The sequence below is a fragment of the Otariodibacter sp. genome (assembly GCF_029256985.1).
In the GTDB taxonomy this organism is placed as follows: domain Bacteria; phylum Pseudomonadota; class Gammaproteobacteria; order Enterobacterales; family Pasteurellaceae; genus Otariodibacter.
Window position 1 is genome coordinate 44,912 of record NZ_JARIDQ010000045.1, and the last position, 22,079, is coordinate 66,990.

25 protein-coding genes and 1 tRNA gene are annotated in these 22,079 nt (G+C 33.9%); 12 read left to right on the forward strand and 14 right to left on the reverse strand.

Going from position 1 to position 22,079, the window contains the following annotated elements; genetic code table 11:
* Window positions 1–58: 58 nt before the first annotated feature.
* A complete protein-coding gene (gene secM / locus Q1J40_RS04790; RefSeq protein WP_301098905.1) occupies window positions 59–388 on the reverse strand; it encodes a secA translation cis-regulator SecM in 330 nt (109 codons plus the stop codon).
* A 115-nt stretch (window positions 389–503) separates the two neighbouring features.
* On the opposite strand from secM, the gene Q1J40_RS04795 reads away from it, so the two are divergent.
* Together Q1J40_RS04795 and Q1J40_RS04800 are read left to right on the forward strand one after the other, a co-directional pair.
* Window positions 504–812: a DciA family protein gene (locus Q1J40_RS04795; protein ID WP_301098906.1), complete on the forward strand. Its 309-nt coding sequence runs from the start codon at window positions 504–506 to the stop codon at window positions 810–812.
* A 31-nt stretch (window positions 813–843) separates the two neighbouring features.
* Window positions 844–1,227, forward strand: coding sequence for a copper resistance protein NlpE (locus tag Q1J40_RS04800; RefSeq protein WP_301098907.1), 384 nt, complete (start codon window positions 844–846; stop codon window positions 1,225–1,227).
* 526 nt (window positions 1,228–1,753) lie between these two features.
* Here the strand turns inward: Q1J40_RS04800 and secF are convergent.
* Genes secF through yajC form a run of 3 tightly spaced genes read right to left on the reverse strand, consistent with a single transcriptional unit; the run spans window position 1,754 to window position 4,901 of the window.
* Window positions 1,754–2,725, reverse strand: a complete 972-nt coding sequence (secF, locus tag Q1J40_RS04805; protein WP_301098908.1) for a protein translocase subunit SecF — start codon at window positions 2,723–2,725, stop codon at window positions 1,754–1,756.
* A gap of 9 nt (window positions 2,726–2,734) precedes the next feature.
* A complete protein-coding gene (gene secD, locus Q1J40_RS04810; protein WP_301098909.1) occupies window positions 2,735–4,579 on the reverse strand; it encodes a protein translocase subunit SecD in 1,845 nt (614 codons plus the stop codon).
* A 28-nt stretch (window positions 4,580–4,607) separates the two neighbouring features.
* Window positions 4,608–4,901: a preprotein translocase subunit YajC gene (gene yajC, locus Q1J40_RS04815; protein ID WP_301098910.1), complete on the reverse strand. Its 294-nt coding sequence runs from the start codon at window positions 4,899–4,901 to the stop codon at window positions 4,608–4,610.
* A 198-nt stretch (window positions 4,902–5,099) separates the two neighbouring features.
* On the opposite strand from yajC, the gene Q1J40_RS04820 reads away from it, so the two are divergent.
* The gene (locus Q1J40_RS04820) at window positions 5,100–5,660 is read left to right on the forward strand and encodes a YtfJ family protein (RefSeq protein ID WP_301098911.1); all 561 of its coding nucleotides are present in this window, start codon (window positions 5,100–5,102) and stop codon (window positions 5,658–5,660) included.
* Between the two features lie 66 nt (window positions 5,661–5,726).
* Here Q1J40_RS04820 and ruvX read toward each other — a convergent pair whose 3' ends face one another.
* The 4 genes from ruvX to Q1J40_RS04840 all read right to left on the reverse strand — a co-directional run bounded on the left by ruvX (window position 5,727) and on the right by Q1J40_RS04840 (window position 8,155).
* The gene (ruvX, locus tag Q1J40_RS04825) at window positions 5,727–6,140 is read right to left on the reverse strand and encodes a Holliday junction resolvase RuvX (protein WP_301098912.1); all 414 of its coding nucleotides are present in this window, start codon (window positions 6,138–6,140) and stop codon (window positions 5,727–5,729) included.
* The gene (locus Q1J40_RS04830) at window positions 6,140–6,697 is read right to left on the reverse strand and encodes a YqgE/AlgH family protein (RefSeq protein ID WP_301098913.1); all 558 of its coding nucleotides are present in this window, start codon (window positions 6,695–6,697) and stop codon (window positions 6,140–6,142) included. Before Q1J40_RS04830 ends, ruvX begins: the two co-directional genes overlap by 1 nt.
* 1 nt (window position 6,698) lies before the next feature.
* Window positions 6,699–7,433 carry a 16S rRNA (uracil(1498)-N(3))-methyltransferase gene (gene rsmE / locus Q1J40_RS04835; protein WP_301098914.1) on the reverse strand — a complete coding sequence of 245 codons (735 nt, stop codon included), beginning with the start codon at window positions 7,431–7,433 and terminating at the stop codon, window positions 6,699–6,701.
* 134 nt (window positions 7,434–7,567) lie between these two features.
* Window positions 7,568–8,155, reverse strand: coding sequence for a YajG family lipoprotein (locus Q1J40_RS04840; protein WP_301098915.1), 588 nt, complete (start codon window positions 8,153–8,155; stop codon window positions 7,568–7,570).
* A gap of 78 nt (window positions 8,156–8,233) precedes the next feature.
* On the opposite strand from Q1J40_RS04840, the gene Q1J40_RS04845 reads away from it, so the two are divergent.
* Window positions 8,234–8,545, forward strand: coding sequence for a BolA family protein (locus Q1J40_RS04845; protein ID WP_301098916.1), 312 nt, complete (start codon window positions 8,234–8,236; stop codon window positions 8,543–8,545).
* A gap of 120 nt (window positions 8,546–8,665) precedes the next feature.
* Window positions 8,666–8,755: transfer RNA gene (locus Q1J40_RS04850), tRNA-Ser, on the forward strand.
* A gap of 183 nt (window positions 8,756–8,938) precedes the next feature.
* Here Q1J40_RS04850 and prlC read toward each other — a convergent pair.
* The 4 genes from prlC to Q1J40_RS04870 form a co-directional block, all read right to left on the reverse strand.
* Entirely contained in the window at window positions 8,939–10,975 is a 2,037-nt protein-coding gene (gene prlC, locus Q1J40_RS04855) for an oligopeptidase A (RefSeq protein ID WP_301098917.1), read from the reverse strand.
* Between the two features lie 189 nt (window positions 10,976–11,164).
* Window positions 11,165–11,554: a DoxX family protein gene (locus Q1J40_RS04860; protein ID WP_301098918.1), complete on the reverse strand. Its 390-nt coding sequence runs from the start codon at window positions 11,552–11,554 to the stop codon at window positions 11,165–11,167.
* 188 nt (window positions 11,555–11,742) lie between these two features.
* Complete coding sequence (gene pyrG / locus Q1J40_RS04865) at window positions 11,743–13,380, reverse strand: glutamine hydrolyzing CTP synthase (RefSeq protein ID WP_301098919.1); 1,638 nt, start codon at window positions 13,378–13,380, stop codon at window positions 11,743–11,745.
* Between the two features lie 174 nt (window positions 13,381–13,554).
* On the reverse strand, window positions 13,555–14,364 hold the full coding sequence (locus tag Q1J40_RS04870) for a Cof-type HAD-IIB family hydrolase (protein WP_301098920.1): 810 nt from the start codon (window positions 14,362–14,364) through the stop codon (window positions 13,555–13,557).
* 115 nt (window positions 14,365–14,479) lie between these two features.
* Between Q1J40_RS04870 and Q1J40_RS04875 the strand changes: the two genes are divergently transcribed.
* Window positions 14,480–15,157, forward strand: a complete 678-nt coding sequence (locus tag Q1J40_RS04875; protein ID WP_301098921.1) for a phosphoribosyltransferase family protein — start codon at window positions 14,480–14,482, stop codon at window positions 15,155–15,157.
* 16 nt (window positions 15,158–15,173) lie between these two features.
* Here the strand turns inward: Q1J40_RS04875 and Q1J40_RS04880 are convergent, their stop codons facing one another.
* Window positions 15,174–15,968: a TatD family hydrolase gene (locus tag Q1J40_RS04880; RefSeq protein WP_301098922.1), complete on the reverse strand. Its 795-nt coding sequence runs from the start codon at window positions 15,966–15,968 to the stop codon at window positions 15,174–15,176.
* 222 nt (window positions 15,969–16,190) lie between these two features.
* On the opposite strand from Q1J40_RS04880, the gene Q1J40_RS04885 reads away from it, so the two are divergent.
* On the forward strand, window positions 16,191–17,576 hold the full coding sequence (locus Q1J40_RS04885; RefSeq protein WP_301098923.1) for a Do family serine endopeptidase: 1,386 nt from the start codon (window positions 16,191–16,193) through the stop codon (window positions 17,574–17,576).
* Window positions 17,577–17,621: 45 nt separating this feature from the next.
* Here the strand turns inward: Q1J40_RS04885 and Q1J40_RS04890 are convergent, their stop codons facing one another.
* Window positions 17,622–17,969, reverse strand: a complete 348-nt coding sequence (locus Q1J40_RS04890) for a helix-turn-helix domain-containing protein (protein ID WP_301098924.1) — start codon at window positions 17,967–17,969, stop codon at window positions 17,622–17,624.
* 216 nt (window positions 17,970–18,185) lie between these two features.
* Between Q1J40_RS04890 and Q1J40_RS04895 the strand changes: the two genes are divergently transcribed.
* The 5 genes from Q1J40_RS04895 to Q1J40_RS04915 all read left to right on the forward strand — a co-directional run bounded on the left by Q1J40_RS04895 (window position 18,186) and on the right by Q1J40_RS04915 (window position 22,051).
* Window positions 18,186–19,076 carry a helix-turn-helix transcriptional regulator gene (locus Q1J40_RS04895; RefSeq protein ID WP_301098925.1) on the forward strand — a complete coding sequence of 297 codons (891 nt, stop codon included), beginning with the start codon at window positions 18,186–18,188 and terminating at the stop codon, window positions 19,074–19,076.
* An 11-nt stretch (window positions 19,077–19,087) separates the two neighbouring features.
* Window positions 19,088–19,411, forward strand: coding sequence for a hypothetical protein (locus Q1J40_RS04900; RefSeq protein WP_301098926.1), 324 nt, complete (start codon window positions 19,088–19,090; stop codon window positions 19,409–19,411).
* Window positions 19,412–19,443: 32 nt separating this feature from the next.
* Complete coding sequence (locus Q1J40_RS04905) at window positions 19,444–20,430, forward strand: GTPase family protein (protein WP_301098927.1); 987 nt, start codon at window positions 19,444–19,446, stop codon at window positions 20,428–20,430.
* 12 nt (window positions 20,431–20,442) lie between these two features.
* Window positions 20,443–21,231: a YaaW family protein gene (locus Q1J40_RS04910; RefSeq protein ID WP_301098928.1), complete on the forward strand. Its 789-nt coding sequence runs from the start codon at window positions 20,443–20,445 to the stop codon at window positions 21,229–21,231.
* Between the two features lie 175 nt (window positions 21,232–21,406).
* Entirely contained in the window at window positions 21,407–22,051 is a 645-nt protein-coding gene (locus Q1J40_RS04915; protein WP_301098929.1) for a HEPN domain-containing protein, read from the forward strand.
* Window positions 22,052–22,079 lie beyond the last annotated feature (28 nt).

Below are 22,079 nucleotides of genomic sequence, written 5' to 3' on the forward strand. Positions count from 1 at the left end.
AATTGATAGACATAAATTTAAATCCTTATATCTATTTTTACTTAAATATAACAATAAATTAACGAAGAAATGGACCAGCACGAATAGGAGGAACTTCACTTGTGATAAAGCGGTAAGATCTTGCAAAAAATTTGCCAAAAGTAACCGCTTGTCGTACATTGAAAGTTGTTGGAATGTGATTATTTAATAAATGGATATGTTGATGAACAACACTCTTGACAGAAGCGTGTTCGCTTAACGCTTCCGCAATAATTTGTTGATTAATTTCAGCATTTGTTGCATTTTCTCGTAAAATTGCTTGTGTTTCTGGTAACACCAAAATCGCAACAAACCCCAAGAGTAATTGCGACCAAAAAGGTGAACGATGTAATTGACGAAAAAATCCCATTAATTTAATAGTATGCCATTTAAAAAGTATTGAGTTGATTATACGATACTTTTCATAGAATATCTCAATAATTAAGATATTCTATCCAGAAATTAGCCTAGGGTATGATAAAAAGATGAAAATTCAGTCAGTAAAAAATATTATAGACATCTTAGAAAATTCGAGTCTATCAAAAATTGTGCAAAAGAGTAATCAGATTAATACGCTCAATGAACATCTTAAGTATCAATTACCAGAGCAATATAAGCCTCTATTTAGAGTAACAAACATCCATCATAAATCAGTCACTATTGATGTGAAAAATGCTTCTGTCCACCAAGGTTTCTTGCTACAACGTGCATTTTTACTTAAACTGATACAAACAGAATTTCCTCATATCACACAATTAGAGTTGAGAGTTAATCCTGATTTTAAATCTATTTAGAATTGCTATTCCTATCGAGAGGACATTATCTATGAATATGAAAACATTAGCAGTATTTGGTATCACAGCACTATTAAGCGCTTGCTCATTGCTACCAGAAAAAACCGTTTCAGGAACTTATAAAGGAACATTACCTTGTGCCGACTGCGAGAAAATTGAAGCGAATATCATATTGAATAATGATAAAACTTATCAATATAATGCTGTATTCTTCAAAAATAAAGAACAATATCCATTTATTGAAAAAGGTACTTACGAATGGTATCCAGAGAAAACAGATGTGCTTAAATTAAGTGACTCTAGAAACCTCACATTACATATTACTGATAGTTATATCGAATTATATGATGCAGAAGGCAATGCGCCAGAAAGCGGATTAAGCTATAAACTTGAAAAAGTAACACTAAATAAATAAATTGATATTAGAATTATAGTATATTACGCAAATAAAAGTAGTTATTTTGATGGATTACCTCGAACCGTACTGCTCTTATTAGAATGCTTATATTAACCGATTTAATTACTATTATCGGACAGAGGTTCTAAACTATCATCTTTTCAACGGATTAAATGAGGTCAATTAGCTAATAGAAAAATCGATTAGAATTTGTAACACAGAGAGATCTCATGATTCACTAAATAATATGATACCCTTAAATATGGACAGGATAGAATTCTACGCCACTACACCTGTACCTGCTATCTTTTATTTGTTAAATATAAGCATATCTTTTTGATATCCTCTGGATATTATTGTAATTTTTTAGGTAACTCAACTCCATGGCTTAATCATAGATATTCTAAATCCTAGCTCTTCTAAATAAGTAGAAAACGTTTAGATAACATAGCTACTTAGTTATAAAAAATCTGCTCCTTAATTAGTTAGATTTTCGTCCAATTTTTTAGGAGCAGATCATATTTTATGAGATATTTAAATGATTTTATTGATTAATAAATGATTGCTGATCTTCACCTTCTTTTTCTACAACAGGCTGAATCATATGTTCTCGTTTTAATCCTAACTGTAACGCTAAGCCAATTGCAACATAGATAGATGAGTAAGTACCAAATCCAATTCCGATCAATAATGCTAGAGAGAAGCTATGTAATGTAGGACCACCTAACCAATATAGTGCAAGTACAACCACTAATGTGGTCAATGAAGTCATTAATGTTCTTGATAAGGTTTGACTTAATGAAACATTAATTACTTCAGCTGATGTTGCTCGACGAATTTTTGGGAAATTTTCTCTCACACGGTCAAATACGACAATACTATCATTTAGTGAATATCCTACCACTGATAAAATTGCAGCAACAAAGGTAAGATCTATTTCAATTTGTAGAAATGAAAAAAGTCCCACTGTTACTAGCACATCATGAAATAATGCAACAATACCACCGACAGCAAGCCTCCATTCAAATCGGATTCCAACATAAACAAGTAACATGCCTAATGTTGCTAAAGTCGCATAAATAGCCCCTTGGGTTAATTCTTCTCCAACATTTGGACCAACAAACTCAATGCTTTGTATTCGAGCATTTGAATCTACTTGTTGATGAATAAGTGACATCACATTGGTGCCCACATTCATATCGCCTTCTGACGAAGGTAATCGAATCATAACATCTCGTTGCCCACCAAAAGTTTGGACTAAGGCACTAGGATAGCCATTCTTATCTAATATACTACGTATTTGATTTAAATCAGCTGGTTGAGAAAAATTGGTCTCAATTACTGTACCTCCTGTAAAATCTAACCCCCAGTTGAATCCTTTAGTTACGATACTAAAAATACAAAATACTAAAACTGCAATTGAAAAAGTATATGCAATAAGCCGATATTTCATAAAGGGAATCAATTTGTATGGAAGTTTAATTTCCCCTACATTTTTTTCTATTTTTCTAGCCATTTGTTCCCCTTAAATCCAAAGTTTTTTCACGCGTTTTCCACCATAAGTCCAGTTCACGAGCATACGTGTACCTGTTATAGCAGTAAACATTGATATTAATACTCCTAGAGCCAAAGTTATTGCGAAACCTTTAATTGGCCCTGTTCCGATGGAGTAAAGGATAAGTGCAACGAGGATAGTTGTTAAGTTAGAATCGAAGATACTAGTAAATGCACCACTATAACCTTCATGAATCGCTTGTTGAATAGAACGTCCGTTACGAATTTCTTCTTTAATCCGTTCATAAATAAGTACGTTAGCATCAACTGACATTCCTACAGAAAGTACAATACCGGCAATACCTGGCATCGTTAGTGTTGCACCAATCATTGACATAAGTCCAATAGTCAAAATTAAATTCACTATTAAGGCTAGAGAAGCAAATACTCCAAAGACTTTATAATAGACTAAGCAGAATATGATTGTTAAAGCTAATCCTAACAAGCTTGCATCCATCCCTTGGGCAACATTGTCAGCACCAAGAGAGGCACCGATAGTACGCTCTTCTACAATAACAATAGGAGCGATAAGTGCACCAGAGCGGAGTAACACAGCAAGATTTTGAGCTTCCGCTGCGCTATTAAGACCAGTAATTTGAAATTGACTACCTAAACGAGAGTTAATCGTTGCAACATTGATCACCTCTTCATGTTTTTCAAGAATAACTTTTCCTTGGCTATCTTTACGCCCACTATCCTTATATTCACTATATAGTGTAGCCATTGGTTTACCTACAGCACTCTTAGTGGCATTTCCCATTAAATCCCCACCCGCACCATCTAGGTTTATACTAACTTGTGGTAAACCTCTTTCATCAAGACCTGAACTAGCATTAATAATGTGTTCACCACCAAGTACTGCTCGGCGAAATAATACGACTGGCTGACCATCTTGAGTAAATTTAACTTCTGAATCTGCTGGTACAATTCCTCTAGCTGCAGATTCTGGACTTGCTGTTGTATTAACCAAACGAAACTCTAAAGTAGCAGTAGCACCTAGGATTTCTTTTGCCCTCGCAGTATCTTGAACACCCGGTAATTCAACAACAATACGATCAGCTCCTTGACGTTGAATAGTCGGTTCAGATACACCAAGCTCTTCTACACGTTTGCGTAAGATTGATAAATTTTGCTCAATCGCTGTATCTCTAGCTTCAGATAATCCATCTTCTGACGGAGCAAATGAAACGGTCGTTGGATTTAAATAAGTTGGTGTTAAATTAGTGTGTGTTCTGCGAATATAGCGCACAGCTTTATCTGCGATATCAGCATCATTAAACTCAATTTCGTTAGCAAAATTATCTACTTTTTTTATCGATTTATATTGCAATTTTTCGGTACGAAATTCATGTCTTAAGCTATCTTGAAGTTGTTCTTGTTGCTTTAACAAAGCAGTGTTCATATCAACTTCCATTAGGAAACGTACACCACCAAGTAAGTCAAGACCTTGTTTCATTGGTGAACCACCAATGGATGAAAGCCATTTAGGGGTTGCTGCTGCTAAATTTAATGCAACAGAAAAATTATCACCTAACTCGTCGGCAATTTTTTCCTTTACAGGAAGTTGTTGCTCGGCTTTAGATAAGCGAACAAGAATAGAACCCTTATTAAGGCTAACAGCCTTTGGAGTAATATTCATTGATTGTAGTACATCTTGTACTTGAGTAAGAGTTTCAGTTGAGGCTTGTTGACCACGAGTTCCTGAAATTTGAACGGAAGGGTCATCACCATATAAATTTGGAAGGGCGTATAAAGCACCAATGGCGATCAAAATGATCACCATCAGATTCTTCCATAGAGGGAAACGATTTAACACAATAAATCCCCATGTCTAAAGGAAAAAATTAAAGCGATTTTAATGAGCCTTTTGGTAATACAGCTACAACAAAATCACGTTTGATTGTTACTTCAACAGTGTCGTTTAGTGCAATAACAATGTTTTCATTTTCAGCAGATACTTTGGTAATTTTACCAATTAAGCCACCGCTTGTTAAGACTTCATCACCTTTTGCTAAGCCAGATAAAAGCTCACGTTGTTGTTTTTGACGTTTTGCTTGTGGACGGTACATCATAAAGTAGAAAATAAGACCGAAAATAACCAAAATAAAGATCATTTCCATTCCGCCGCTTTGCTGCATATAAAGCTCCTTAAAATCAATAAGTTAATAGTATAATAGAGCCTAAAAGACTCTACAAAAAGACGCTATAGAATAGCATAGTCTGACAAATTAAACGATAGAAAATTCATTTTCAAACACAGATCAGCTCTCTTTATTCGGTATTTTATACTAGAATGTTCAAAGATTAATTTTTTCTATAGATTTTTAGAGGACAACGTGAAAAAAAATTACTTATTTTTTGCTGTAGTGGGATTATTTTCATCTTCAATTTTTGCTCATAACATTACATTGAATCACTCACTTCCCACAGTTAGTGTTCAGAATGATGGAGAAATTGTAATGAAAGGGAATAAGATTGCTTATCAGCCTTGGTCATCAACTAAGTTAGCTGGAAAGGTAAGAGTTATACAGCATATTGCAGGAAGAAGCAGTGCAAAAGAAAAAAATGAAGGATTGATAGAAGCAATCAGAAAAGCAAATTTTGATCGTGCCAAATATCAAACTACAACAATTGTTAATGCCGATGATGCAATTATTGCAACGGGATCTTTTGTTAAAAGTAGTGCGGAAGATGGTAAAAGGAAGAATAGTCATAGCCAAGTTATTTTAGATCAAGCTAGTAACGTAAAAGATAAATGGCAACTTAAGGCAAAAGATAGTGCTATTATAGTCTTAGATAAGAATAGCAAGGTACAGTTTGTTTCTGAAGGTAAGCTTTCTCCAAGCCAAATAAACCAAATAATTACATTAGTTAATCATTTAATTACTGAGGGTTAATTAGCGAGTTACAATGAAATAAAAGGCAATATTTGTATTGCCTTTTTACTTTAAAATAATTTGATATTAATTATTTTCAAACCAGCTTTCTAAAATTAGACAAGCAGAGATCGAATCTACTTTATCTTTTTTTAACGCTTTAAATCCTCCTCTCGAAAAAATCTCATAGCGAGCCTCAACTGTTGTTAAGCGTTCATCTTGTAATTCTACAGGTAAATTAAATCGTCCTTGTAAGCGATTAGCGAATTTTTTTGCTCGTTGAGTCAATGGTTGTTCTGTACCATCCATATTAAGAGGTAAGCCAACGATTAATTTATTGGGTTTCCATTCATTCAGTATTTTTTCAATTATATTCCAGTTAGGAATGCCATCTTTAGCTTTAAAAGCAGATAAAGGTTGTGCTGTACTCGTAATACTTTGTCCTACAGCACAACCAATACTATTAGTTCCAAAGTCAAAGGCGAGTAAAGTTTGATTCATTAGGCATTACCTGCTTTTGATAAGATCCCATTAATCCCTAAGCTATTGTATGCTTCATTCCATCTATCCAGATATCCTGCTTCAAATAAAATGTATTCATTAGCAGGAGCGGTAATCCAGTAATTTTGAGCGATTTCTTGTTCTAATTGCTCTGCTTTCCATGTACAACAGCCTAGACAAACAACAAATTTTTCTGGGGATTCTGGTCTTCCAAATGTTTCTAAAATATCACCTGAAGTAGTCATCCAAATATCGTCATCCACTTTATAGGTATGCAATAGAGGAGTATCAGTTTTTGTATGTAAAATAAATCCACTATCTTGATTTATGGGACCTCCACTCAAAACAAGTTGATCTTTTTTGTACTCTCGCTCATTAGCCATCATAAAATCCATTTTAGCCAGTAATTCTAGAACTGAAAGATCGGTTGGAGAATTAATCATCAATCCAATTGCGCCTTGATCATTATGTTCGCAGATATATATAACTGAACGATCAAAGTAATCATCATTCATATCGGGTGTGGCTATCAATAATTGCCCTTGTAAATTTTTCATCTTAGCTTAAATCCCCGTATAACACTTGCAAGGCTGTAATTGTTGCTAGCGATGCTGTTTCTGTACGCAATACTCTTTTTCCAAGCAATACTTCAGTAAATCCTTCTTGCTCTGTCATTACAATTTCTTCTGGTGAAAGACCGCCTTCTGGACCAATTAATAATCGAACACCTGATTTTGGCGGAGTAGGTAACAATTTTATAGTATAACTCGCTCTAGGGTGTAAATTTAATTTAAGCATTTGATCTTGTTCCTTACACCAGTCTGTTAATTTCATAATTGGGCGGATTTGTGGGATAACATTACGTCCACATTGTTCGCAAGCGGCAATAGCAATTTTTTGCCATTGCTGAATTTTTTTCTCTTGGCGTTCACCTTCTAATTTTACACCACAACGTTCAGACCAAAGTGGAGTAATAATATTTACCCCTAGCTCTACGGACTTTTGAATAGTAAATTCCATTCTATCGCCTCTTGAGATAACTTGCCCTAAATGAATCGGTAGAGATGATTCTCGATCATCAAATACATTTGAATCAATCGTTACTTCAATTTGTTTTTTTGAAACATGATGGATTGTTGCATTAAATACGTGATTAGAACCATCAAAAAGGATAATTTTTTCTCCTTCATTCATTCGTAGAACTCGTCCAATATGATTGGTCGCATCTTCACTAAGAAAGCAATGATCTTTTCCAAGTAATCTTTCAGGATGATAAACTCTAGGGATTCTCATGATAATAAATAGTCCGTGAATGCTTAAAAAGCAAAGGTAATATATAAAGATGTATTTGTTTATTATAAAAACTAAGCGGTCAGATCATGATGATTTTTTGCAAAAAATTTACAGGATCTAACCGCTTATCAATCTTATTTTAATTGATTAATTGTATTGCTAATTTCATTATCATTATAAATGGATTGAATGATATCTGTATAAGCTTGGTTTAATACCTTTTGAATAGATTCATGATCTGCTCCAAACGCACCTTCATAAGAGCGACTAGTGTTGAAGTTTTTGCTAAAATTTCCTTTAGTTGCTTGCACTAATACTTCAACTTGAATATCTGCATCTACTTTATAACGAAGGTTACCTTGTTCAACATTAGCGAAGAATTTTTTAACATTAGTAATAACATTCGCATTAGCTGCACCTTGCACTACTGTAAATCCTTTGCTATTTAGATTTTGTTGCATCGCTTGTTGAAATAGATGAGTCACATCAGGGATTGCGCTTAAACGATGATTTTCACTTCTTGAAGTATAATTAGCCACTTCAGCTGAAGTACGTTGATCTTGAGTTGATACATTAACCAATGTATTTTGATTTGCTGTATTAAATGCAGTATTTGGCGCTGGCGTTACAAAAGTCACAGTATTTGATTGGCTTTGACAACCCGCAAGTACAAATAAACTTACTGTACTAAGAATGAATAATAATTTTTTTGATAGTTTCATAAAATCTTCCTTTTTGATGGGTGAAATTAATTAAAGTATAGTATGATTTGCACCAATTTTTCAAATAAGGGATAAAAAATGTCTATTGAAAATTCAATAATTACAAAATTAACTGAAAATTTTAATCCAATTCTGCTTCATGTCGAAAATGAAAGCCATTACCATCATTCAGGAAAAGGCGCGGAATCTCATTTTAAAGTCACTTTAGTATCATCTATTTTTAATTCAATGAGAACGATTGCAAGACATCGTGCTATCTATTCTTGTTTGACTGATGAGCTAAATGCTGGTGTACATGCACTAGCCTTACATACTTATACCGAACAAGAATGGCAAAATATGGGCGAAGTTGCACCTAAATCACCAAATTGTATGGGACATGGTCAGTAATTAGTAAATAGACATAGTTCGTCCATAAATAGCTTGCGTCGCATTACATTTTTTTGTATAGTTCGCCGAGTATTAAAAGTGTGCATAGATATGCACATTTTTTATTTATTTCATATTAACGGTGAGATGTCCGAGTGGTTGAAGGAGCACGCCTGGAAAGCGTGTATACGGGAAACTGTATCGAGGGTTCGAATCCCTCTCTCACCGCCATTCTTTTGATTGAGTAATTGCATTCAAAAACTATCAACTAAAAACGAAAAACCTCCTACACTTTTTGCCTCTATTTTGCCCCTACGTCAATTTTTTATGCAGAAATTAAAAAAGTGGGTTAAAGCCTTGTGCTATAGCAACCTCTCCCACTTTTGTCTACTATGCCGATAATTTCAAATTAAATTAGTTGTTTATAATCCCTTTATGACGCAACAAAGCATCCAAAGTTGGTTTTCTTCCACGGAAACGTTCAAATAACACCATCGGTTCTTCTGAACCACCACGAGTTAAAATATTTTGTAGAAAAGATTTACCTACATCACGACTTAAAATTCCTTCTTCTTCAAAACGAGAGAAAGCATCCGCAGATAATACTTCTGCCCACAAATAGCTATAATAGCCTGCTGCATATCCTCCTGCAAAAATATGAGCAAAACTATGAGGAGTTCGCACATAGGTTGGAATTTCAATAACAGCAATCTGTTTTTTTACATCTTTTAGTGTATCCAATACTAAATTCTCTCTCGGTTTACTCATGTGCAAGCGAAAATCAAAAATACCAAATTCTAACTGACGTAGCATAAACATAGCAGCTTGGTAATTTTTTGCTTTTAATAATTGTGTTAATTTATCTTTTGGTAATGGCTCACCTGTTTCATAATGTCCAGAAATAAAGGCAAGGGATTCTTCTTGCCAACACCAATTTTCAAGGAATTGGCTAGGTAATTCTACTGCATCCCATGGTACTCCATTAAGTCCAGATACATCCCCTACATCAATTTCTGTAAGCATATGATGTATACCATGTCCAAATTCATGGAAAAGCGTAGTAACTTCATCATGTGTAAATAGTGCCGGTTTGTTACCAATAGGTTTATTAAAGTTACAGGTTAAATAAGCCACTGGTTTTTGCAATGAACCATCAGTCAAACGTCTTTGACTGATACAGTCATCCATCCATGCGCCACCACGTTTATTCTCACGTGCGTATAAATCTAAATAAAATGAGCCTCGTAAGCAATCAGTTTCATCATAAATATTGAAGAAACGTACACTCTCGTCGTATACATTAATATCTTTTTGCTCAACTACTTTCATTCCAAAAATACGATTAATTAGCTCAAATAAACCAGATAAGACTCGATTTTCAGGAAAATATGGACGAAGTTCCTCGTCATTAATTGCATATAAGGCTTGCTTTTGTTTTTCACTATAAAAAGCAATATCCCACGGCTGCAACTTATTCACATTATATTCTTTTGCTGCAAATGCATTTAGTTCAGCAAGTTCCGCTTGTCCCTGATCCTTAGCTCGATTAGCTAGATCTTCTAAGAAATCCATTACTTGTTTTGAACTTTCTGCCATTTTAGTTGCTAATGAATAATCGGCATAGGTTTCAAAGCCAAGTAAATTAGCTAACTCTAAACGTAATTTTAAGATTTCATTAATAATGGCTGAATTATCCCATTTACCTGCATTAGGACCTTGATCCGATGCTCGGGTATTAAATGCCTCATACATTTTTTGGCGTAATTCCCGATTTTCACAATAAGTCATAACTGGTAGGTAGCTCGGAAATTCAAGAGTAAAACGATATCCATCTTTTCCTTTACTTTGAGCTGATAATTTGGCCGACTCTAATGCTGACTCAGGTAATCCCTTTAGATCGTTTGTATTATCAATGATAATTTCCCACCCCATAGTAGCATCAAGTACATTATTACTAAATTGAGAACTCAATTCAGATAAACGCATAGAAATTTCACCATAACGTTTTTGTTTTTCAGCTGGCAAAGAAATACCTGATAATTCAAAATCACGTAGACTATTTTCAATCGCTTTCTTTTGTGCAATTGAATAAGTTTTAAATTCCGGACTATTTTTTAATTTTACATAGCCTTGATATAGTCCTTGATGTTGACCTATCCAAGTACTGTATTCAGACAATAATGGTAAACATGCTTGATAAGCTTCACGCAATTCTGGACTATTTTTTACGGCATTTAAATGCCCAACAGGTGACCATGCTCGAGAAAGTTTATCACCTGCAATTGCTTGTGGCTGATAAAAATTTTCCCATGTCGGCTGTTCAATCTTAGATACTATTTCAATAGTTTGGCGACACTCTTCGATAAGTTGGGATATGGCTGGTTGAATATGTTCTGGTTTAATTGCTGAAAATTGAGGTAATCCTGTTGTTGTTAATAATGGATTTGACATTTTTATTCCTTTTATATTCTTTAAAAACGTTCCGATAATGTGGAGGATTTTTGAAAAATATCAAGGGTAATTTATACAAATTAGATAGACTATTGCTTAACTTTAATAAAAAATACTAGATAATCCATCAAATTATCTAGTATTTTATAGTTGCAATGTCAATAAAACTTCTCTCATATTAACTAACTTTTATTTAGATAAATTTCTTTTATAACGATTACCTAATGACCATACACCACCATCGAATAGTGTAATAAACATTAATACAAAACTATATAACATAGCGGCTTCACCATCTTTCGCTACAGGGAAAAATGAAAAGTGGGCAATAAAATAAGCAGCTGCCATCAAACCAGATAAAATAAATGCTGTTGGGCGAGTTGCAATACCTAGAATTAATAAAATACCACCTACTAATTCAAGAGCAGTAGCTATACCATCTAAAGACGCCCAAGATGTAAGTAAATTAGTCATATCTACTGGTACACCAAATATTTTAGACATAGGATGTATCAAAATAGAATAAGCAGTCATAATACGTAATAATGCGACAATATAAACTTTATAATCTTTTTCCATATTAATTACCTCATCATAATTTAAACACCATGGATACATTATAAACACTTATAGGTTATCTTATCTACTACTTTTATGTGTATATACTATTTAAAAAAAAGAAATAATATAGAATAAATTTAGTTTATTAAAATAAAAAACGGCAAAATGTTTACCCATCTTACCGCTTATTTGAGCATACTATTAAATCAATTAGCATGTGTATCTTGATAAGTCTTTGCTGCTTTAATAAAACCTTCAAATAATGGATGCCCATCACGAGGAGTTGAAGTAAATTCTGGGTGGAATTGAGCTGCAACAAACCAAGGGTGATTTGGCACTTCGATAATTTCAACCAATTTACGATCCGCAGATAAACCGGTCACTTTTAAACCAGCAGCTTCAATTTGTGGAAGCAAAGTATTATTCACTTCATAACGATGACGATGGCGCTCAAAAATCGTTTCATTGCCATATAGTTCTCTTGCTTTACTTCCTTCGATTAAATGACAAGCTTGAGCACCTAAACGCATTGTTCCGCCAAGATCGCTATTATCTGAACGTACTTCAACATTACCATCAGCATCTTGCCATTCTGTGATCAAGCCAACCACTGGATAAGCTGAATCTTTATTAAACTCTGTTGAATTTGCTCCTTCCATACCCGCAACATTTCTTGCATATTCAATTAATGCTACTTGCATACCTAAACAAATACCTAAGTATGGAATATTATTTTCACGTGCATATTGTGCAGTTTTAATTTTTCCTTCAACACCACGAGAACCGAAACCACCTGGCACTAAAATTGCATCTACACCTTTTAATACATCAATACCTTTACCTTCTACATCTTGTGAATCAATATATTTAATATGTACGGACAAACGATTTTTTAATCCTGCATGTTTTAACGCTTCATTCACAGATTTGTACGCATCTGGTAATTCAACATATTTGCCAACCATACCGATAGTCACTTCGCCAGATGGATTAGCTTGTTGATAAAGTACATTTTCCCATTCTGATAAATCTGCTTCCTTACAAGTTAATCGGAAACGATTACAAACAAAACTATCTAATCCTTGCGATTTTAACATTGCTGGAATTTGGTAAATAGAATCTACATCTTTTAATGAAATAACTGCACGCTCTGGCACATTGCAGAATAATGCAATTTTTGAACGTTCATTGGCTGGAATTGCACGATCAGAACGACATATTAAAACATCTGGTTGAATTCCAATTGAAAGTAATTCTTTAACTGAATGTTGTGTTGGCTTAGTTTTTACTTCACCCGCAGTTGGGATATATGGTACTAATGTCAAGTGCATAAATAAAGTTTTTTCTCTGCCCACATCAACAGCTAATTGACGAAGAGCTTCAAGGAAAGGTAAAGACTCAATATCTCCAACAGTTCCACCCACTTCCACAATTACAACATCATGATTTTTACCGCCTTCAATGACTCGAGATTTGATCTCATTAGTGATATGAGGAATAACTTGAATTGTAGCACCCAAGTAATCTCCACGGCGTTCTTTACGAAGAACTTCTGAATAAATTTTTCCTGTGGTAAAGTTATTCGCTTTTGTCATCTTTGTGCGAATAAAACGTTCGTAATGCCCTAAATCTAAGTCAGTTTCCGCACCATCTTCTGTCACAAAGACTTCACCATGTTGAGTTGGACTCATTGTGCCGGGATCGACATTGATGTAAGGATCGAGTTTCATGATGGTAACATTTAAGCCACGAGCCTCAAGAATAGAAGCTAAAGAAGCCGCTGCAATGCCTTTCCCTAATGAAGAAACAACACCGCCTGTCACGAAAATATAATTCGTTGTCATTGTATTTGCCTTTGTGATAATTTGATTTAAATAAGAAATAATTGAATGGTATAAACCATCAGGACGGGACAATAGTTTACAGTAAAAAATACATTTTTGCTAGTCAAAACAAGCGGTCAGTTCAGCAAGATTTTTTGCAAAAATTTGCGAAAAACTCACCGCTCAACATTAAAATTAAATCACACCTAGCTTTTCTAAAGCAACTAATACACCATCTTGTTCAATAGGTAATGTAACATAATCCGCCAATTCTTTAATACTTGGCTCTGCATTCCCCATTGCTACACCATAACCTACTGTTGAAAGCATTTCCACATCATTTAATCCATCACCAAATGCCATGGAATTTTCAATGCCGATCCCGAGGTGAGCTAACACATCTTTGATCCCTTTAGCTTTTGAATTGTGCTTATTGAGTAAATCAACCGAATATTGATGCCAACGTACTTCTTTTAAATCATCTTCTAATACATTCAAATTTTGAATATCATCTTCTTGATCTTCTTTATAAAATGCTAATAATTGAAACACTTCATGACTCAAATGATAATCTGGATCCACAATATAATCTGCTTTAATCGGACGTAAAGAAACCTCAACCTGATCGGTGTTTTTAGAGACAGCAATTTCATCTGTTGTCACTACTGCATACTCGATATTCAATTGCTTAAGCTTATCAATAACACGCTCAACTCTTTCTGTACTTAAAGAATACTTAGTAATCACCTTATCTTTATATATATTGTATTGTCCATTGATCGTTACAAAAAGCTCAAATCCATCTTTATTCATCAATGGTTTCAATGCTTCTGGAAAAGCACCGTAAGTTCGCCCAGTCGAAATCGCTGGAATAATCCCTTTAGCTTTTAAACGAGGTAAAACTTGCTCAATAATTGATGTGGGTATACGTGTTTCCTTTTTATAATATAGCGTTTCATCAATATCAAAAAAAATTACTTTAATTGGATTAGTTAATGTTTTCATAATTTCTCCTTTAAAATCATGGCAATTTTATCTGTTTTCGATCCGTATCACAAAAATTCTCTGAAATTAATCTAAAAAAATTGATAAAGTACAATAAAAAACATCATCTATCTCTATGAATTTTTTTGCCTTTTGCTGTTTTAATTGTCACCACCCCTTAGCTATCGAGCATCATGGCTTTTGTTCACAATGCTATAAGCAAATCAAAAAACAGCCTTATTGTGGATGCTGTGGCTCAAAATTATTGGATTATCATAATGGTTGTGGAAAATGTATTAAGCTCAACTATAAATGGCATCGCATTGTTCAAGTTAGTGAATACAGTCCATTGTTAGCAGAATGGATCCATCAGTTTAAATTTCACAAAGCCTATCATTTAGATCAAGCCCTCGCTCGATTATTGCTGCTAGCAGTAAAAAATGCTCAGAGAGAATTATTTCTCTCCTTACCCGAAATTATCATCCCTGTGCCACTTCATTGGCAACGATATTGGTCAAGAGGCTATAACCAATCAGAATTAATTGCTATTCATCTTTCCAGATGGTTCAATATTCCGTTAGATATTGATAGTTTATCAAGAATAAGAGCAACCTCACCTCAGCGAGAACTATCCGCCAAAGAGAGAAAAAGAAATTTAACTCGAGCTTTCAAATATCACCCAAAAAAATATTATAAGCGAGTTGCTATTGTCGATGATGTTGTCACCACGGGTTCAACAATGAATGCAATTTGTCAGGAATTATTAAAAAATGGAGTAGAGGAAATTCAAGTATGGACATTAGCTAGAGCCTAGTTTTAACTCTAGTACTCTAGTCTAACCAAAATAACTTTTCACTTGTTTGCCAAATTACATCGGTAATCTGCTCTGGTGTTTCTGTTCTTAGCTCACACAAGGCTTGGAAACTGACATTTATTCGTTCAGGGCGATTGGGTTCCCCCTGATAGCCAAAAACTGGCATATCTGGTGAATCAGTTTCTAGCACTAAACTGTTTAACGGCAATTTCCGAATCGTTTCTCTGGTTTTATTGGCTCTTGAATAGGTAATTATACCTCCTATCCCAATTTTGTAGCCTAAATCAACAAAGCGTTTTGCTTGCTCATAGCTACCCGAAAAACCGTGTATTACACCACATTGGGACAACTGTGCTTTTTTAAGAAAAGGAAATAAAACATCGTGAGTTTTACGAGAATGCAAATTAATTGGCAAATCTAACCGCTTAGCAAAAGATAATTGAGCTTCTAAAAACTCACACTGTTTTTTCCACAAGTCTGGGGTACAAATTTCAGCAACACCTTTATCTAATCCAATTTCTGCAATAGCCGTACAATGTGGATCTCTCTCTAATAATCGTCTTTCTAAAATATCTAAATCAGTATACTGATGAGAAGCGATATATAATGGATGCAATCCCAATCCATAAACAATATGTTCAGGATCTGCTTGACTACAAGCGGTCACTTTATCAAAATTTTTTGCATCTACCGATACCACCAATAGCCGTTCGACATTACCTTGCTTGGCTGCTTGGACTAACTGAGAAATAGATAAGCTAAGGTCTTGAGCGACAAAATCAAGATGAGTGTGTGTATCAAAAAATGCCATAAATTCCTTATTGATAAATAGCTAAAATAAAATGATTAGTAAATATATTTTTAATGATTAGAATAACATCAAAACTCAAAGTAATAAAATTATAAAACGCCTAAAAAATAGACTTTTATTCTATTTTTCAGAACCTTAAAATTTTTCACCTGTCTTATTAGGCACAATAGCTATATATTGGTCAAAAATTTAAACTATATTTAGAACATCAAGGAAAATAAAATGAAAAAATTAATGAAAAAATCTGTGATTACCTCTTTAATCTTAGGATTAAGTGTATTAAGTGTTCCAACAGTTTCACAAGCATCTTTACCAACAGCTGTAGATGGACAAAATATACCCAGCTTAGCACCAATGTTAGAAAAAGTACGTCCTGCAGTGGTGAGTATTATTGTGGAAGGTAAAAAAGAAATGCGTTCATCTCGTGCTGATATACCTGATGAATTTGAATTTTTCTTTGGACCAAATGGATTTAATGATAGCAGAGTAGCACCTCGAGCATTCAAAGGCGAAGGTTCAGGTGCGATTATCAATGCTCAAAAAGGTTATGTGGTAACCAATAACCATGTAATTGATAGTGCGGATAAAATCACTGTTAAACTTGATGATGGTCGTGAATTTAAGGCTAAATTAATTGGTACAGATCCACTTTCTGATGTCGCTTTAATTCAAATCGAAAATCCTAAAGATTTAGTTGAAATCAAAATTGCAGATTCAGATAAATTACGTGTAGGTGATTTTACTGTGGCAATTGGTAACCCATTCGGTTTAGGCCAAACAGTTACATCAGGAATTGTATCTGCACTAGGTAGATCAACAGGTAATAGTGACGAAGGCTATGAAAGCTATATCCAAACAGATGCAGCAGTAAACCGTGGTAATTCAGGTGGCCCTCTTATCAACTTACAAGGTGAATTAATCGGAATTAATACAGCAATTATCTCACCAAACGGTGGAAATGCGGGTATTGCCTTTGCTATTCCAAGTAATATGGCAAATAATCTAGTACAACAAATTATCGAATTTGGTGAAGTAAAACGTGGCTTACTTGGTATTAAAGGTGGAGAACTTAATGCCGACTTAGCGAAAGCATTCAATATTAGTGCACAACAGGGTGCTTTCGTGAGTGAAGTGTTAGAAGATTCTGCTGCTGCCAAAGCAGGCTTAAAAGCTGGTGATGTAATCATTGCTTTAAATGGCCAAAAAATCCGTAGCTTTGCCGAATTAAGAGCAAAAGTTGCGACTACTGGTGCAGGTAAAGAAATCGAAGTCACTTACCTAAGAGACGGTAAACAAGAAAAAGCGAAAGTAACGCTACAATCTGATGAATTGACTAAGACAAGTGCTAGCACATTATTACCAGCCTTAAAAGGTGCAGAATTTAATAATTACAATGATAAAGACATAAAAGGTGTTGAAATTTCTAATGTAGAAAAAGGCTCTCTAGCAGAATTAAGAAACTTCAAGAAAGGCGATATTATCATCGGTGTAAACCGTAAAAAAGTAGAAAATATTGGTGATTTACGTAAAATTCTTGACTCAAAACCTTCAGTAACCGCCTTTAATATTTTAAGAGGTAACGCTGAAATCTATATCATTATTCAATAATACCTATAAAAATGCGGAAGATATTTTCTTCCGCATTTATTGTAGTTATTTATCCAATTTTTTCCAATCTATCATCTTCTCTACTAATAAGAGTAATTCTGTCCGCTCACATTCATTTAATTGTAATAACATTTTTTCTAAACTTCTCGCCTGATCAATTGAGCGATTGCTCCCATCTGTAATTAAATCCGCTACTTCACATTTAAAAATTTCAGCTAATTCAAATAAACGTAATACTGTCAGTACAGTTGTACCCCGTTCCATTCTTGAAACAGCATCATTACCAATGCCTAATATTTCAGCAAGTTGAGCTTGTGTTAGCCCAACTGCTTGGCGGTATTTTGCTATAGCCTGACCAATTGTTTGCATTATCTGTCGATTTTTATCTATCACACTCTCACCTCTTTTGTTGAGGATGAATAATAGATATTGACTTTTTTTGATAAAGAGTTTCATATACTTATGTTATACTTTATAAGTATAAAAAATAAAATTTGTGAAAAAGATCACAAAATTTAATAAATTTTAAAATTTTTTTGAAATACGACACCACCTGTCAAACCAGTATGATAGGATTCTGCTCAGTAAATAAATGGACAGATTAACCCAATGAAAAAGAATCAATTATTAGCTTCAAGACTAAGTGAAATTCTGACTATACTTAATAGTGGTGAACGTATTGATATTCATAAACTGGCAGAAAAATTTGAAGTGTCTATCCGAACAATTCAACGTGACTTATTTGAACGCTTATCCCTACTTGAATGGAAAGAAGCAGGTCCCCGTTATTTCCAATTAGATCGCTCCAAACTTGGTATCTTTGATAAAGAAGATATTGCCCGTTTTGCCAACTTTGCGAGCATCGCAGACCTTTTTCCTAAAATAGATCGTGAATTTTTTCAAAATAAATTATGCGAAAGTATTAAAGTCAAAGGCTTTGAATATGAAGACATTAGCAAATTAGAAAAAGAGTTTAACCAACTTAAAACGGCTATTAGTACGCATAATTATGTTCACTTCAACTATACCAAAAGCGGTGAGATCACAGGAAAGTTTTACAAAATTGCTCCTTATGCACTCATCAATAAAAATGGTATTTGGTATCTTATCGGAACAGATAAGGACAAACAAAAGACCTTCTGTTTTACCCAAATTTCACTACTTAAAATAGAAGAAGAAACGTTTGAGCCAAACCTGAAATTTATTGAAGAAATTAAAACTAACGACAGCATTTCACACGGTAATCAAATTCCCGAAGTCATTGTGCAAGTCAGTAAAACTGCCGCTCCATATTTTTTAAGACGCGCATTACTCCCGAATCAACAACTTCTCCATAAGCAAGAAGATGGTGGACTACTACTCTCTTGTAAAGACATTAACGAAATGGAAATTGTCCCCCTTGTGCAATATTGGATCCCCCATTTAAGAATTGTTAGCCCCGAAAAGCTACAACACAAAATGATAGAAAAAATTCAACAATATTTAGTGAATGATCGATAGGAAATAGAAAGATGAAAATTAATTATGCTGATTATAAAGATGTTGCTCCGCAACTGATTGCTGAACACGAAAGTTTTGAAATTTGCGGAGTAGATATTGAAGATATGTTTGATATTTCTGGTGAATTAGAAAAAATCATCGAAAAACAATACCTAAAATGCCGAATTTATACCAAAAACCGTGTCGTAACAGGCTTAGCAGGCTTGTTAAATCCTGCGTGGGGAATCCTATCCCTCGCCACCATCGCCGCACACAACATCGTAACCCTCAGCCCCGATTATGAAATCGCCAGAGATTTAGCCAATAATCGCATTGAAGTGGTTTGGAAGAATTAATACAACTGAAACATAACATATAGGAGAAACTTATGAGTCACTTAAATTATGAAAAAATAGATATTTTTGAAGAGTTTATTGCAAGTATACCTCATGGAGAAAGAAAAAAATTTCTAGAAGAAAAATTAGAACAACTGAAAAAAACAAAACTTAATATTTTAGTTGTTGGAGCTACTGGAGCAGGGAAAAGCTCCACAATTAATGCAATATTTGATATGAATATTGCTAAAGTCGGTACTAGTTCTACACCAGAAACTCAAGATATTAAATCATTTACTTTAAAAAACACAGTTATTTGGGATACCCCTGGTCTAGGTGACTCAACAGAAAATGATAGACGTTTTTCAAAAATGATTAAATCAAAACTATGTGAAAAAGATGAAAACGGTGAAGGATTAATTGATCTTGTATTATGTATTCTAGATGGTTCTAGCAGAGATCTCGGTACAACATATACTTTATTAAAAAATACTATTATTCCTTATTTAGGAGCAGAAACATCTGAGCGTTTGATTGTTGCAATAAATAAAGCCGATATAGCAATGAGCCATAGAGGTTGGGATATAGAGAAAAATGAACCTGAAAAAAAATTAAAAAACTTTTTAGAAGAAAAAGTTGAATCTACTCGCCAACGCATAAAAGATGATACTGGAATTGATATTACTCCGATTTATTATGCAGCAGGATTTAAAGATGAAGATGAAGAACAAAAACCCTTCAATATATCTAAGCTTTTAAATAAAATAATTACTAGTATTAAATCTAAAAAACGAGCTGTTCTACTACGTGATGTTAACCAAAATGCCAGTAATTTTGAAAATGATGATAAAGAAAAAGACTATAACGCAGATACTCAACAAAAAGCAGATAAATCTTGGTGGGAACAGTGGGAAAATATTAAAGATGTTGTCAATTGGTGCGTAGAATTTGCCGAATCAGAAACAGGTAAGAAAGTTATAGAAAGAGTAGGAGCTACAGTAAAATCTTTCATTGAATGGGTCAAAAAGAATAAAAAATAAAAGGAAAAAGAAATGAGCTATATAAAAGATAGTGATCTTGAATTTCTAAAAGATTGTGATAGCACAGACTTAAATGATTTAGTTTATTGCTTAACCCATGATCCTAAAGATAATAAAACTCGTTGGAGTGAAGAATTAACTTCTAGGGATAGATATAAAAAATACTATCCTAATCATTCTGAATACTGGGAAGATATTGCTGGCGAAATTCAATGTTTTGGAGCGAACTCTTTTGCCACCATATTTCGACGAGGGAAAGGTGTTTTATACAGAGAAATTTTAACTGATGTTTGCAAAGAAACAATGAGTAAATTTAAAGATCGAGAACAGCCTATAGAAGCTATAGAAGATGCATTATTGATAGAAATCTTCGGGAAAGCTTTATCTCAAATGTCAGAAGAAGACATTAAGAAGTTAGGAATTTCTTTTAACATCAATGATATCAGTAAATTAACGAGTTCTACATTATTAGCTCTAGCTCAAACAATATTTAAATTAGGAGGTTTTAAATCCTACCAACTTACTTTAATTATTGCGAATTCTGTTTCAAAAGCACTTTTTGCCAGAGGGCTAACATTTGCTGGAAATGCAACATTAACTAGATCTGTTGGATTATTAGCTGGACCTATTGGATTGGGAATAACCACTCTTCTGACCGCTATTGATCTAGCTGGCCCTGCATATAGAGTGACATTCCCAGCTGTGATTTATGTTGCTCTATTGAGAAAAAAATATAATTTAACTGTTGAAGAGAAACAAAAAGCTGCTTTACACGAAGTATTTGATATTGATGATCTATAAAACTTAAATAAAAGGGCTGGTATAGATATTATCTAACAACCAGCTCTTTTAAAGGATAAAAATAGATTTGTATTATTTTAAAATTCAATATCAATAAAAGTTTTCTAAAAATACAACTCTTCAAGTTATTTTATAATTAAGCAAAACATTCAGATTTTAGATACAGGAAATAAAAATGAGTAATCTTAAAGATGTTGAAATAAAATATTTAGAAGATAGAAATCAATTCAATGATAATTTTCGCCTCCGTATCCATCGTTCGTTAAGTTGGTTAAAAATGGCGGAAGAGGCTAAGGATTTAGATACGCAATTTATCGCACTTTGGATTGCCTTTAATGCAGCTTATGCACGAGAGCTTGATGACATTAGGGATCGGGCAATATTCAATGAGTTTTTATTGCGTATTTGCTCGTTTGATAAAGACCATACTATTTATGATATTGTTTGGAAAAAATTCTCACAATCTATCCGCTTGTTATTGGATAACAAGTTTGTGTTCCAGCCTTTTTGGGATTTCCACAATGGTAAAATTAGTGAAAAAGCATATCTTGTTGCAGAAGTAAAAGAACGTGAGCGTTTCCTTTCTTCATTAGAAAAGCAAAAAACCGAACGTATTTTAGATGTGATGTTTAGTCGCTTATATACCTTACGTAATCAGATTATTCATGGTGGTGCGACTTATCAAAGTAGTGTAAATCGAGAACAATTGCGTGATGGATGTAATATTCTTTCATTGTTGATACCTGCAATGTTACAAATTATGATGGAAAATCATTCGGAGATTGATTGGGGTAAGCCGTTTTATCCTGTCGTCAATTAATAGTCATAACTCCAAATTTAGATAAGAA